Raw genomic sequence first — 12,825 nt, 5'->3', positions numbered from 1 at the left:
GGAATCGGACGTATTTTATTGAAGGGCTTTGCGCGCCGCGTCAAATACCGTTTCCAAGGCGCGGAAAATAGGCTTTTCTCCAAAGTGCGGTTCCCATTTAAGGCGGTCTAATTTATCGCTTACCACAAAAGCCGCCGCTCCTTTGGCTTTGCGTTTGGCGCATACGGCGTAAAAAGCCGCCGTTTCCATTTCCACCGTCAGCACGTCCTGCTTTTGGTAGTGTTTCACTTCTTCTTTGGTCTCACGGAAGATGGCGTCCGTCGTCCAGTTGCGGCCGATATGGAAATTTTTCCCGGCCGCCCGCAGCGCTTTGGCTAGTTTTGCAAACAAGGTTTTGTTGGGTTTGCTGGTTTCGCGCGCAGTATAGCAGGGGGAGGTGCCGTCATCGCACAGGGCTTCCTGGCACAGGACGATATCCGCCGGTTCCACTTCTTCCTGAAGCGACCCCGCAAGACCGATGAACACAAATTCTTTTACGCCCAAAGCGATAAGCACTTCCAAGGCCATCGTCATGCCCGGGGCGCCGGAGCCGAAGTTGGTAACGTAGCACAAATCTTCCGTGCTTAAGGCGTAGATGTCTGCCTCGCAATTGTATTTTTTGTATTTGGCTTGGCTTTCTACATAGCGCGTGAGGGAAGAAATGGGGCATAAAATCGCTTTAGACGGCAATTTCAGCCCCGCCGCCACATGCCGCACATAGCCGGCGGGCGTGGAAATTTCTTTTAAAGAAGGTTTTTTGTTTTTCGGGAATAGAAGAGTCATATTTTGGTAAAATTTACAAATTGTGTTTGCACTGCAACTAATACTATACAAAAAGAAGGAACCAAATGGAACAGACTGTTATGGAAATGTTTACGCAGGCCGTAGTGAAATTTAACGCCGTTTTATGGGGCGCGCCGATGTTGGTGCTGATTGTGGGCATCAGCGTGTATTTTACGTGGAAATTAAAATTTATCCAAAAACATCTGTTGCAGGCCATTTCTCTTTCTCTTAAAAAAAGCAACGCGGCCGGCGCCGTAAGCAGTTTTGGCGCGTTGGTCATCGCGTTGGCGGCCATGGTGGGCACCGGCAACATTGTGGGGGTGGCGGCGGCCGTATCCACCGGGGGGCCGGGGGCGTTGTTTTGGATGATGCTTTCCGCTTTTTTTGCCATGGCCACCAAGTATGCCGAATCGGTGTTGGCCGTAAAATACCGCGAAAAAAACGAAGCGGGGGAATATGTAGGCGGCCCAATGTATGTGCTTAAAAAAGGGCTTCAGATGAAGAAAACGGCCGCTGTGTTTGCCATTGCCACGGCGCTGATGGGGTTTGCAGACGCTCTAATTCAAACCAATTCGTTGGTCGCCATTTATGATTCCGTTTTTAAGGCGCCGTCTTTTATCACGACGCTTATTCTTATTGGGCTGACGGGGGCCGTCATCTTGGGCGGCGTTCGCAAAATTGCCGCGTTTTGCAAATGGCTGGTGCCGGTCATGGCAGTGGTATATATCGTGTCGTGCGTCGCCGTGATTATTACCCACGTTGATAAGTTGCCGTGGGCGATTGCGTGTATTTTTAAAAGTGCTTTCAGCGGTACCGCCGTATTAGGCGGCGCGATCGGCATTACGCTTAAAGAAGCCGTGCGCTACGGGGTGGCGCGCGGGGTGCTTTCCAACGAAGCCGGCAGCGGAAGCGGTGCCATTGCCGCCGCCGCGGCGCAAACGCCCAACCCGGTGCGGCAGGGCTTAATTTCCGCCACCACCGTGTTTTGGGACACCTTGGTTATTTGTCTGCTTTCGGGCGTGGCGGTGGTAATCGCGGGGGATTGGAGTGCGGGCTCTTTGTTTGGCGCGCAATTGGCGGAAAATGCTTTTTCCACGTTGCCCGGCGGTTCGGTGCTGTTGTTAATTTCGCTTTCGTTATTTGCTTTTTCCACCTTGGTGGGGTGGAGCTATTACACCGCCAAGTCGGTGCAGTTTTGCCTGGGGGTAAATGTGGAGAAACCCGTGTATTGGCTGTGGCTGGCGGTAATGTGTGTGGGCGGGTTTTTAAGCCCTAAACTGGTGTGGGAACTGGCGGACACGGCCATTGCCGTGATGTGCATCCCCAACATTTTGTCGTTGTGGCTGCTTCGCAAAGAAGTGTTTGAAGAAACGAAAACCTATCTGGCTCTAGAACTGCAGGCCGCCCGCAGCGCCGCCCAAGATTAAGACGGTAAAAAGCTTTACAAGGGCGCTGTTAGGTGGTATCATTTAAATATAGCTTGCCAAACAGGAAGACAGTATGCTGAAAAAATATCAAATTATAGAGAAAAAACTGACGGAAACCACCGGCGACGTTGCCCAGGTGTATGTCTATACCAATCCGTCGGTGGAAGAACAGCGCTATTTGGTGGAAACCTGCCAAATTGACGAGCATACCCTGGCCTCCGCCCTCGACCCGGACGAGCTGCCCCGCTTGGAATTTGAGCCGGAACATATCGTGATGATTTACAAACGGCCGAAAAATTATTCCGGCAAAGACCAGCTGGAATTTAAAGTGGCTTCGGTGGGAATGTTCCTGTTTGAAGAAAAACTGATTGTGGTGCTGGCGGAAGACATTCCGCTGTTTGTCGGCAAGCGTTTTCATACGGTTTCTTCCATTAAAGAAGTGTTTCTGAAACTCGTTTACAATTCCATTTCGCATTATGTGGAACACTTGCGCATTATCCATATGATTTCCGAGGAAATTGAAGATAAAATCACCGAGTCTATGGATAATACGTACCTGCTCAACCTGTTTAGCTTGGTAAAAAGCTTGGTGTATTATGCCGAGGCCATTACCTCCAACGGATTTGTGTTTGAAAAAGCGCGCAACCTTTCGGCCCGGATCGGGTTTGACGAAAAAGACGAAGAAATGCTGGATGATATTATCGTGGAAAATATGCAATGCAAAACCCAGGCCGATATCTATTCCAACATTTTGGCGCAGCTGCTGGATGCGCGCGCTTCCATTGTAAACAACAATTTGAACCAGCTGATTAAAAAATTAAACGTCATTACCGTTTGGATGATGGTGCCCACCTTGGTGGTCAGCGCTTACGGGATGAACGTAACCCTGCCGCTTTCCGACCATCCGGACGCGTTTTGGATGCTCATCGGGATTTGTTTGATTTTGGTGTGGCTGGTGATGATGTACTGGCGGCATAAAAATTGGTAAGCATTTTGGATTTACAAAAAGGGCGGAGCATATCCGCCCTTTTTTATGGGAGAATAATCCTTTTTAAGCGTTGCAAAAAATGCGCCTGCCGTATCGCTTTTGCTACACTATATATATGCAACTACCCGCTAAACTGCTTGTGTTATCCTGCTGTGCGCCGTGTTCGTGCGCGGTGATGAAAAAACTGTCGCAAGACGGCGTGGATGTTACGGTGCTGTTTTACAACCCCAACATTTACCCCACTGCCGAGTACGAAAAACGCCGCGATGAACAAAAACGCGCCTGTGCGGCGTTGGGCGTGAAATTTGCCGAACTGCCTTACGAGCCGGAAGTCTGGAACGAATGCGTAAAAGGACTGGAAAACGAACCGGAGCGCGGCAAGCGCTGCTGGGCGTGTTTTGCCCTGCGGCTTAAACGGGCGGCCGAATATGCCAGGGAGCATAAGTTTGATGCGTTTGCCTCCGTATTGGGCGTATCGCGCTACAAAGATTTAGACCAAGTAAACGACGCCGCCCGCTGGGCGTGGATGCACGTGGGAAAACCGTATGTGGCGGTCAACTGGCGCAAAGGCGGCTTGGAAGAGCTGCGCCGGGCGTTAATTGAAGAACTGCACCTGTATAAGCAGGAATACTGCGGGTGCAAATACAGTATCAGGAAGAAAGAAGAAAATGAAAAAATGGCTTAGACGTGCCGCCTTGGCGGCGGTAAGCGCGCTTATTTTATTTTTTGGGGCCGATTTGATGCTGCGCTGGGGTTCCGGCTGGGACTGGACGCGCGGGTGGACGGTGGAAAAAGCCGCGGCTCTTTTAAACCGGGAAGTACGGCTGGAAAAAATGTCCGCCAGTTTTATGGGGGTAAAACTGGACGGGTTGGAAATTTCCGAAGCGGGCGGATTTAAAAACGGTACTTTTTTATCCTTGGATCGCGTGCGGCTGCGGGCGGATTTGTTATATTTGCTGCGCGGCGATTTTAAAGTTCGCTCGTTGACCGTCAACGGAGCGCAAATACATCTGGAACGCTTGGCGGACGGCACGTTTAACTGGCAGAGCATGGTTACTTCGGCGCCTGCCGCCGCGGCGGAGAAAACGGAATCTTTCCAAGTGCCGCTGGATATTACGCTGGGGCAACTGACAGTGCAGCATTTGCAGCTGGATTATTCGGACGCGCAAACCCATACCCGCGCCGCGGCAAAAGAAGTGCTTTTTATGGTGCGGCATTTTGCTTTTGGCAAGCCGGTGGCGGTGCGCTTTCGCTCCACGCTTTTGTATGAAAAAGACGGCCAAGTGTTTACCCTCCCCGCGGAATTAAAAGCGGAAGTCCTTTTAAAAGATTTAAATTTGGCAAATGCGTCGGTTAACATTACGGATTTTTCCGCCCAATACCAAGACGCCCAATTGCAGCTGCAATTGCAGGCGGATTCGCTCGTGCAGCCTGCCGTGGCGGCTAAAGTGCAGCTTCAAAATTTATCGGCGCAGGCGTTGGCCGATCTGCTGCCCCAGGTGCCGCCGTTTGCCATTTCGCAGGCTGAAGTAAACACCCGGTTTCGGCTGACTCCTGCCGAGCAACAGCTGGCGGTAACGGATTTTGATTTTTCGATGCCCGGAGTGCAGGCCCAGTTTGCGGGGAATGTCCGCTATGGCGACAAACCCGCGTACGAGGTGGATTCTTCTTTTGAAATAGACGCGGCGCAGGCGGCGGCATTATTTCCCCCTTGGGAAAAGCAGTATCGCCCGTCCGGCCTTTTAAAGGGGACGGGCTCTTGGAATAAAGAAGGCGCCCAAGCGCAGCTTGCGCTGGAGGACGGATCCGTTCAAATTGAACACATGGGCAAATTTACGGGGGTTACGTTGGCGTTTTCCGCCCAAGAAAATGCGGCGTTTACCCAAGGAAGCGCAAAAGGCACGTTTAACGGGAAATTAAACGGAGAAAAATTTGAAGGCAAATTGGACGTAACCCAACAGCCCCAGCAAATAGACGCCGACTTGCAACTGCGGGCGGGCCGGGTGGCGCTTCCGCCCATGGCGGCGGCTGTTGAGCCGCCCCAAACGCCGGACGGCTTTGTGGCGGATACGCAATTGGTGGCGGCCCCCGAAGAGGCCTGGCCGCTGCCGCCGGTGAATATCCGCGCGGATATTCAGGTAGCCTCGCTGGACGCTCCGTACGTGTACGGCACCGACCTAGTGTTCCGTTCCGATCTGACCGGTGTTACGCCGGATTTAAAACAAACCCACGGCGATTTAACGCTTTCCATGGGCAGCGGCGAAATTAAAGACCTCTACCGCCTGACCAATGCCAACGCCGTTACGAAAGTGCTGTTCCTGTCCATCAACATTGTGGGCAAAGTGTTTAACTCCATGAACGTGTTTGCGGTGCTGGACGGACTAGGCAGCGGGTTGTTAAACGTGATGGGCGCCGGGGAACCGGAAGAGGAAGGAGAAGCCGATTTGGTGGTGAAAACCGTTACCGGCCCGGACGGGCAGCCCATGCAAATTATGGTGCCGTATACCGACCGAAAAATAGACGGGCGGCTGGCGTATGATAAATTTGCCACTTCCGTACAGTTCACGCAGGGCGTGGCGGACGTGCACGGCGGGACGTTCGTGTCGGATATGGTTTCGTTTACGCTGGACGGGAAAACCGATTTCAACACCGGCGAACTGGATATGACGGTGCAGGCCGCCCCCGGCAAACACGAGGAGGACGGCATCATGCCGCTGACGGTGAAAGTAGGGGGGACGGTGTCGGAACCGAAGGGAAGTATGAGTTTAATAGGCTCGGTTTCGTCACTCCTCACGCAGGGAATCAACAACAATTTTGCAAGCCGATCGGTAAAAAAAGGAATCGGCGGATTGTTTGGGCTGTTTAAAAAGAAACCCGCGCCGCAGCAAACGACTGCGGTTACGGCGGCCGAACCAGAAACGGCCGCGCAGGAGCAAGCTGCTTCTGAGCAAACGCCCGAAACGACAGAAGCGCCCGAAACGCCCGAAGCAACGGACTGATTGCCGGCTTTTGGTTATCTGTAAAAATCCCCCGCCTAAGCGGGGGATTTTTTATTTAATAACTTCTTTTACAATTTTGTAAGGGGCGGGTTTTTTCTTGCCTATTTTTACGGCTTGCGTAAAAAGAGCTGCGCCGTCTTCCAAGCGTTTTTTGTCAGAGGCGTAGAGCGTGGCAATTACGTCCCCTTTCTTTACGGCGTCGCCGGCTTTTTTGTCCAGCCAAATGCCCGCACCGTAATCAATGGCGTCTTCCATGGTGTTGCGCCCCGCGCCCAACAGCACGCCGGCCATACCGGCGGTTTTGGCGTCGATATGCTCCACAAATCCGTTGGCGGCGGCTTTAAATTCAAATTTCAGTTTGGCGTTTTTGAAGTATTTGACGGGATTGTCCACCGCTTCGGGGCTGGCGCCCTGCCATTTAATCATCTCGCGCAGTTTGGCGGCGGCTTCGCCGTTGGCGATTTTTTCTTCCATCAGCGCGCGCGCTTTTTTGACGTCCTTGACCTTGCCGCTGATGACGAGCATGTTGGCGGCTTCTTCAATTAACAGTTCATAAAAATCCGGCGCCAACTCTTTGTTTCCCTTCAAAATAAGCACCGTTTGCAGCATTTCGTTGGCATTGCCGATGGCGCGGCCCAAGGGCTGATCCATATAGGTAATCAGCGCGCGGCATTTTAAGCCCAAAAGCTTGGCGGTGCTGACTAAGGCGCGGGCCAGTTTGCGGCTGTCTTCCAGCTTCTGCATAAACGCGCCGGAGCCGTATTTAACGTCCATCAGCAGGCTGTCCACGCCTTCGGCGTATTTTTTGGAAAGGATGCTGGCTACAATCAGCGGACGGCTTTCCACGGTGCCGGTGGCGTCCCGCAGGGAATAGAGTTTTTTGTCGGCGGGGGCCAAATCCTGCGTTTGCCCAAACATGCAAACGCCCAGTTTTTGAATTTGGCGGTAGATGAGTTTGACCGGTACGCGCACTTCAAAATTCTTCATCGATTCCAGCTTGTCCAGGGTGCCGCCCGTGTGTCCCAGGCCGCGGCCGGACATCATCGGCACCGCTACGCCGCCGCACGCCACAAGGGGCGCCAACGCCATAGAAATGCCGTCCCCCACGCCGCCGGTGGAGTGTTTGTCTACCTTGGGTAATTTGACGGAAGAAAAATCCAACCGCCCGCCCGAATGGGCCATGGCTTTGGTAAAAAGAGCGGTTTCTTTGTCGGAAAGGGGGCGCAAAAAGCACGCCATTAAAAAAGCGGAAAGCTGATAGTCGGGCACGGTGCCTTTGGCGGCGCCGTTGGCCACGAAATTAAATTCCTCTTGCGTTAACGTCTTGCCGTTTCGTTTTTTGATGATGATATCAATCATGCGCATAGTTGCTGCCTCCTTTTTTCTCCGCGGGGGGAGAGAATTCCAGCATAGCATTTTCTGGCGGGAAAGAGAAGATACCCCGCTCCCGCCGTTTTAGACAGCAAACGACAGGCAGGGCGGGTGCTACGGCATGCGGCCGAGTTCTGCTTCGGTTTGATGCAGCCGCAGGGATACTTCGTTAATGTTTTTTTGCAAGCGGGCTTCCCGTGCCGAAATAAAAATCCACGTAGCAAGTATTTGCTTTTTGTCTTCCACAGTGCTGTCTTTTGTGGGCGGATGATCCGTTAAAATTTGGGCCGCTCGGCGGGCGGAGTCCTGCTTGTCGAGCAGTTTTTGCAAGCGGTTCCACAACAGGTCGCTGTAAGCTTGCAAGGCCTTGCGGCGGGCGGAATAAAGCAATTTAAACCGGTTGGACAGTTTTGCTTTGGGCAGAATGACACCATCGGGCCAGCGTTCTTGCTGGTGCAGGCGGGCGTCTTGCGTGCGTTTTAGAATTTCTTGGGAAAGGGGATGGTCTAACGGATGTTCCAATAGCCACAGCGGGGCTTGCGTTTCCAAAAAAGTAGCCGCCCCCAATACCGCTTGGGCTTTTTCGGCCGGCAGGAAAACGGACACTTGCGCAAAGCGTTCAAAATCGGCGGGAGACCAAGATCCCTCGTCTTGTAATTTTAACAGCAACTTTTTTTGAACGGCGGTTGCATACGCTTCCAGCCCGGCGTGTGCGTCCGGCTCGGCGGCAGACGGAACAACCGCTTGCGGGAGCATGCCAAAGGCGGGCACATAGAGCTGCACAAATTCATAGGTTAAAACGGCGGACGCTTCCTCCGCGGCGCAAATAAGCAGTTGCTTTTGGCGGGAGGTTAAGGCGGGCGCGTCTAAAATTGCGTTATAAAACTCGTACTTGGAAGACCCCGTCTCCCACGTTAATTCTTCCCAGGCTTCTTCAGGAATATAATCGGGATCATTCGGATTTGTCGCAAAACGCAAGGGGTTTACTTGCACTTCATCCCAGTTTTGGGTGCCCCAGGTAAAAGAAGGGTTTCCGCTGGCGAGGATTTGTTCCCAATGGTCGCGGGTTAAAGCCTGCTGGCGGGGGGTGGAAAGCGGCTCCCAGTTTAGGCGCTTGTCCGGTGTATAAGGGCGCGGCTGTTGGTCAAGGACGGACGCCAAGGCTTTGCTTTCCCGGTACAGCAGTTTGTTAAGTCTTTTTAAATAGCGCTCTTTTTCGGCAGTCGGCGCATCCGCTTTCGGTTTGGGGGGCACCGGCAACTCCAGGCGCGCCAGGCGCTTGGCGGTTAGGTTGAAATCCTTAGATACCGCCCAGCCGGGGTTTTGCACCAGGGCCCGGCGGGTTTCTTCCAATGCGGTCAGCTGGGACTCCAGCAGATGCTTTTGGGCGGAAGACAGGGCCCCGTTTTCCAAAACCATGCGCGGGGCCGTGAAAGAACCTCTTAACAATTGAGATAAATTTTTGGACAAAGGCTGCGCCCCTGCCCCTGTCGTGCAACTCAGCAAGAAACACAAAATTAAAATTCTATGGGATGTGTTCATAAAAATGTTTCCAATCGGTTTAACAAACCGCCGCTTCGCATTTTTTTATTAGAAGCGTTCCATGCCCTCCAATTCCGTGCCAATCTGATATATGCGTTTTTGAATTTGCTCAATCAGCGGATCCAACCGGGCCAAAAGCGCCGAGATTTCCAGCTGCATAGCGGTTTGTATGGCGGCGTTTTCCGGTTCATCGCCAAGTATTCCCAACGCATTAACCGAAACCCGCTGATGCGTGCGCTGCAGAAAATCTCTTTCTTGGGCCAACTTAGACAGCCGTGTTTGCAAGATGTCTAAGTATTCGGTCAATTCTTTTTTCCAGGCCGCCTGCATGTTCTGCGGGGTCTGCAGCAAAGGCATTTTGGAAAGGATGATTCCGTTGGGCCAGATCAGATGGCGGTTGTTTTGAAGGTGCGTTATTTGTCCTTCAATTTTTTTGACGAGGCTGGACTCAAGCGGGTGCGCCAATACCAACAGAGCCGCATCCGGCTCTAAATAAGTAATCGCTTTGAGCAGTAATTGCGCCTGTTGCGGATCCAGATAAACCGACCAGCTGATGAAGGCCTCGTAATCCTGGGGCGTCCAGCGGCCGGCGGATTTTAATTTTTGAAGTAACCGCTTTTCTTGTGCCGCCGCGTATCCCTGGGCTTGATAGAGCTTTTCCATTTCCGTATTGGCGGGCGTTTCTACCAGCGGCAGGCGGTTAAATGCAATGATGTATTTGCGTACGAAGTTAAAATCCAATAAAGAAAAAGTGTTTTTCATTACGGAGAGCATCAATTCTTTTTGCTTTTGGGGCAGGCGGTCGTTTTTGGCAATTTGATCAAGCGCCTGCTGAGGGCCGGCCAAGAGATGAGAGCAGAAAAAGCCATATTCTACCGGATCTATATATAAAGAGCTGCCCCGGTCTTCGGAGGGGATAAAAGGCGTAATTCTCACTTGGCCCACGCCCGACACTTGCAGGGAAAAGTCAGGGTCGCCGGCTGCAAAAAAGGTATCCGGAGCGGGCACCGTGAAGGGCTTGAGCAGGGAGCGTTCGCCGTTGGTTTTGGCGGCTTCGACGAGTGTTTTAAGATGGGGCGTGCGAAAGGCCGGAATCGGGTTGGCCTGAACAATTTGGCCCAATGCTTTTGCCTCGCGGTACAAAATATCGGAAAGGGCTTGGAGATATTTTTCTTTTGCAGCTACATCCGCCGAAGCCGGCGGAAGAGCGGGCAGGGAAAGCCCCATGGCCTGCAGTTGCTTCCGGCTGGAAGCCGCTGCGGGAGAAAGCGCCCAAGCGGGGTTTGACCGAAGGGCGTGGCGGAACTCTTCCAAAGAAGAAAAATAATTTTTTAATGTGGTTTCACGCAGAAAAGCCGCGGAAGAGTTTTGTTGTAATAATTTAGAAGCCGTAACGGATTTTTCAATCATTTTGGCCGCCGAACCCCCGACGCCTTGGGCCAGCGCCGAAGTGGCTGTAGAGGCGGCAACCAAACAAAATACAAGATATTTTCCAATGGACATATATATATATATGCTCCTTCCTTTATCTATATAAATAGCATAAAGCTTTTATAAAGTGCTCACAAGGGTCTTTAGTCCTATTTTTAAAACCCAATTGGCCCTTCCAAATATAGGTCTTTATATGGGTCTTTGAGGGGGCGAAAGGGCATTTAGCCCGGCGTTTAGATTTGATATCATATAAGAAAGTTACTTTCGGAGGAGTTATGAAGAAAATTGTCCTGCCGGGGTGGATTAAAGCCTATTTTGGGTTCATCTTGGCGAACTGGTTGCTTTTTACGCTGATGCGCGGCATTTTCCTGTTTGTATTCCGTGCCGCGTTGGTGCCGCAGTCCTACCCGGAATTGTGGGAAACCTTTTATGTAGGTGCCAAATTTGATATGCGCCTGGCCTGTGCATTGGCCATTCCGCTGGGCCTGTATTTTACCGTGTGCGCTTTTTGGCACAAAGCGCGGGCCATCCGCAAAGGAATGGCGTGGCTGTACGGCGTGTTGGAAGCCGTCGTGTTATTGGTGTATTTTCTGGATTTTGCGCACTATTCCTATATTTCCATGCGCATCAACTACTCTATTTTAAAATATGCCGAAAACCCGCTGATCTCCCTACAAATGGCGTGGGAGACGTATCCGGTGGTTTGGGGGCTGTTGGGACTCGCTTTGTGGGGCGTTTTGGGCGGTTGGTTTGCCAATTATGTGCAAAAGAAAGCGTTCGCCCAAACGGATTCTTACCGCTGGAAAGGCAATTTGGGATGGTTCTTTGGCGGCCTGTTGCTGACGGGGGCGCTGATGTTTGGCCAGCTGAGCCAGTATCCGCTGCGCTGGAGCAACGCCTATCACTCCACCAACAACTTCATCTGCAACCTGACGCTGAACCCGGTGCTGAACATCTATGATACGGCCCGGTTTGTAAAGGCGGACAGCTATGACGAAGAAAAAACCCGCCGGTACTATGACGCCGTTTCCAAATACTTGCAGGTGGATCAGCCCAATAAAGAAACGCTGAATTTTGAAAGAGTAATTGCCGGCAAACCTGCCGCCGAGCGGAAAGATTACAACGTGGTGGTTATTTTTATGGAATCGCTGGCGTGGAACAAACTTTCCATGACCAATCCCGACATCGACCCCACGCCGTTTGTAAAAGAATTGTCGGAAAGATCTATTCTGTTTAATAATTTCTTTGCGCCCACTTCCGCCACCGCGCGGGCCGTGTTCGCCACGGTAACGGGCATTCCGGACGTAACTTCTTTTAAAACCAGCTCCCGCAATCCGCTGATTGTAGACCAGCATGTAGTGGTAAACGCCTTGCGGGATTATGAAAAGTATTTCTTCATCGGCGGCAGCGCCAGCTGGGGCAACATCCGCGGTATTTTGGAGCATAACCTGACGGATGTGCATATGTATGAAGAAGGTCATTTTAAAAACGAACACCGCAACGACGTGTGGGGCATTTCGGACTTGGATTTGTTCCGGGAAGCAAACCGCATTTTGGATGAAGAACAAAAAGCCAAGAAGAAACCCTTCTTTGCCATTATCCAAACGGCCGGCTATCACCGCCCCTACACCATTCCGGACGACAACGCCGGTTTTGAACCCAAGGACATTGGGGAAGAATTGGCGCACAAGCGCAGTTTTGTCAGCGTGGCGGAATACAACTCGCTGCGTTTTTCCGACCATGCCTTGCGGGAATTCTTTAAATTGGCCGAAAAGTCGGACTATTATGACAACACGGTTTTCTTTATTTTCGGCGATCACGGCCTCTCGGCCCCGCAGTCCGAAAATATGCCGCGCGGCTATGTGGATTTGAACTTGATTAACCACCAAATCCCGCTGATTATCGCCGGCAAACCGATTGAAAAACCGCAGGTAATCAGCCGTACGGCCAGCCAAGTGGATATTCTGCCCATTGCCATGGGGCTTTTGGGCCGCCCGTATTTTACGCGGGCCATCGGCCGCGACGTGCTGACGGACTCCGAAGCGGAACCCGGTTCGCTGATTTACGGCTGGGCCAGCACGCCCGCCACCATTGGCTTTGTGCAGGGGGAATACTACTACCACAATTCCGGCGGGAAAGAGGGCCTTTACAAGTTTACGGCGGATAATTATAATGAAGATATCTCAAAGAAAGACCCTGCCCGCTTTGAGCATATGAAAAACTTGGCGCTGGGATTGTATGAAACCTCGCGCTATCAGTTCTATCATAACCAAAAACGCGATGAACGCGACGATTAGGAGAAATA

9 protein-coding genes are annotated in these 12,825 nt (G+C 52.0%); 5 read left to right on the top strand and 4 right to left on the bottom strand.

Annotation, left to right across the window (positions count from 1 at the left end; translation table 11 throughout):
• Positions 1-15: 15 nt before the first annotated feature.
• Complete coding sequence (locus B5F75_RS01250) at positions 16-762, bottom strand: phosphorylase family protein (RefSeq protein WP_087286721.1); 747 nt, start codon at positions 760-762, stop codon at positions 16-18.
• A gap of 65 nt (positions 763-827) precedes the next feature.
• On the opposite strand from B5F75_RS01250, the gene B5F75_RS01245 reads away from it, so the two are divergent.
• The 4 genes from B5F75_RS01245 (at position 828) to B5F75_RS01230 (ending at position 6,176) form a co-directional block, all read left to right on the top strand.
• The gene (locus B5F75_RS01245) at positions 828-2,189 is read left to right on the top strand and encodes an alanine/glycine:cation symporter family protein (RefSeq protein WP_087286718.1); all 1,362 of its coding nucleotides are present in this window, start codon (positions 828-830) and stop codon (positions 2,187-2,189) included.
• A gap of 73 nt (positions 2,190-2,262) precedes the next feature.
• Positions 2,263-3,177 (top strand): magnesium transporter CorA family protein, encoded by a 915-nt coding sequence (locus B5F75_RS01240; RefSeq protein ID WP_239406340.1) that lies wholly within the window; start codon positions 2,263-2,265, stop codon positions 3,175-3,177.
• 115 nt (positions 3,178-3,292) lie between these two features.
• A complete protein-coding gene (locus B5F75_RS01235; RefSeq protein ID WP_158093734.1) occupies positions 3,293-3,862 on the top strand; it encodes an epoxyqueuosine reductase QueH in 570 nt (189 codons plus the stop codon).
• Positions 3,846-6,176, top strand: a complete 2,331-nt coding sequence (locus tag B5F75_RS01230) for an AsmA family protein (protein WP_087286713.1) — start codon at positions 3,846-3,848, stop codon at positions 6,174-6,176. Before B5F75_RS01235 ends, B5F75_RS01230 begins: the two co-directional genes overlap by 17 nt.
• A 51-nt stretch (positions 6,177-6,227) precedes the next feature.
• Here the strand turns inward: B5F75_RS01230 and B5F75_RS01225 are convergent, their stop codons facing one another.
• The 3 genes from B5F75_RS01225 to B5F75_RS01215 form a co-directional block, all read right to left on the bottom strand.
• Positions 6,228-7,541, bottom strand: a complete 1,314-nt coding sequence (locus B5F75_RS01225) for a thymidine phosphorylase (RefSeq protein WP_158093733.1) — start codon at positions 7,539-7,541, stop codon at positions 6,228-6,230.
• 120 nt (positions 7,542-7,661) lie between these two features.
• Positions 7,662-9,017 carry a hypothetical protein gene (locus B5F75_RS01220; protein WP_087286707.1) on the bottom strand — a complete coding sequence of 452 codons (1,356 nt, stop codon included), beginning with the start codon at positions 9,015-9,017 and terminating at the stop codon, positions 7,662-7,664.
• Between the two features lie 120 nt (positions 9,018-9,137).
• Positions 9,138-10,592, bottom strand: coding sequence for a hypothetical protein (locus B5F75_RS01215; RefSeq protein ID WP_087286704.1), 1,455 nt, complete (start codon positions 10,590-10,592; stop codon positions 9,138-9,140).
• Positions 10,593-10,795: 203 nt separating this feature from the next.
• Between B5F75_RS01215 and B5F75_RS01210 the strand changes: the two genes are divergently transcribed.
• Positions 10,796-12,817 (top strand): LTA synthase family protein, encoded by a 2,022-nt coding sequence (locus tag B5F75_RS01210; RefSeq protein ID WP_087286701.1) that lies wholly within the window; start codon positions 10,796-10,798, stop codon positions 12,815-12,817.
• Positions 12,818-12,825 lie beyond the last annotated feature (8 nt).

The sequence above is a fragment of the Elusimicrobium sp. An273 genome (assembly GCF_002159705.1).
GTDB classification, from domain to species: Bacteria; Elusimicrobiota; Elusimicrobia; order Elusimicrobiales; family Elusimicrobiaceae; genus Avelusimicrobium; species Avelusimicrobium gallicola.
This window is presented reverse-complemented; position numbering and strand designations above follow the sequence as displayed.

Bases quoted from the DNA above. Each gene is read 5' to 3' on its own strand.
- B5F75_RS01250 (WP_087286721.1), bottom strand. From the start codon at position 762: ATGACTCTTCTATTCCCGAAAAACAAAAAACCTTCTTTAAAAGAAATT.
- B5F75_RS01245 (WP_087286718.1), top strand. From the start codon at position 828: ATGGAACAGACTGTTATGGAAATGTTTACGCAGGCCGTAGTGAAATTT.
- B5F75_RS01240 (WP_239406340.1), top strand. From the start codon at position 2,263: ATGCTGAAAAAATATCAAATTATAGAGAAAAAACTGACGGAAACCACC.
- B5F75_RS01235 (WP_158093734.1), top strand. From the start codon at position 3,293: ATGCAACTACCCGCTAAACTGCTTGTGTTATCCTGCTGTGCGCCGTGT.
- B5F75_RS01230 (WP_087286713.1), top strand. From the start codon at position 3,846: ATGAAAAAATGGCTTAGACGTGCCGCCTTGGCGGCGGTAAGCGCGCTT.
- B5F75_RS01225 (WP_158093733.1), bottom strand. From the start codon at position 7,541: ATGCGCATGATTGATATCATCATCAAAAAACGAAACGGCAAGACGTTA.
- B5F75_RS01215 (WP_087286704.1), bottom strand. From the start codon at position 10,592: ATGTCCATTGGAAAATATCTTGTATTTTGTTTGGTTGCCGCCTCTACA.
- B5F75_RS01210 (WP_087286701.1), top strand. From the start codon at position 10,796: ATGAAGAAAATTGTCCTGCCGGGGTGGATTAAAGCCTATTTTGGGTTC.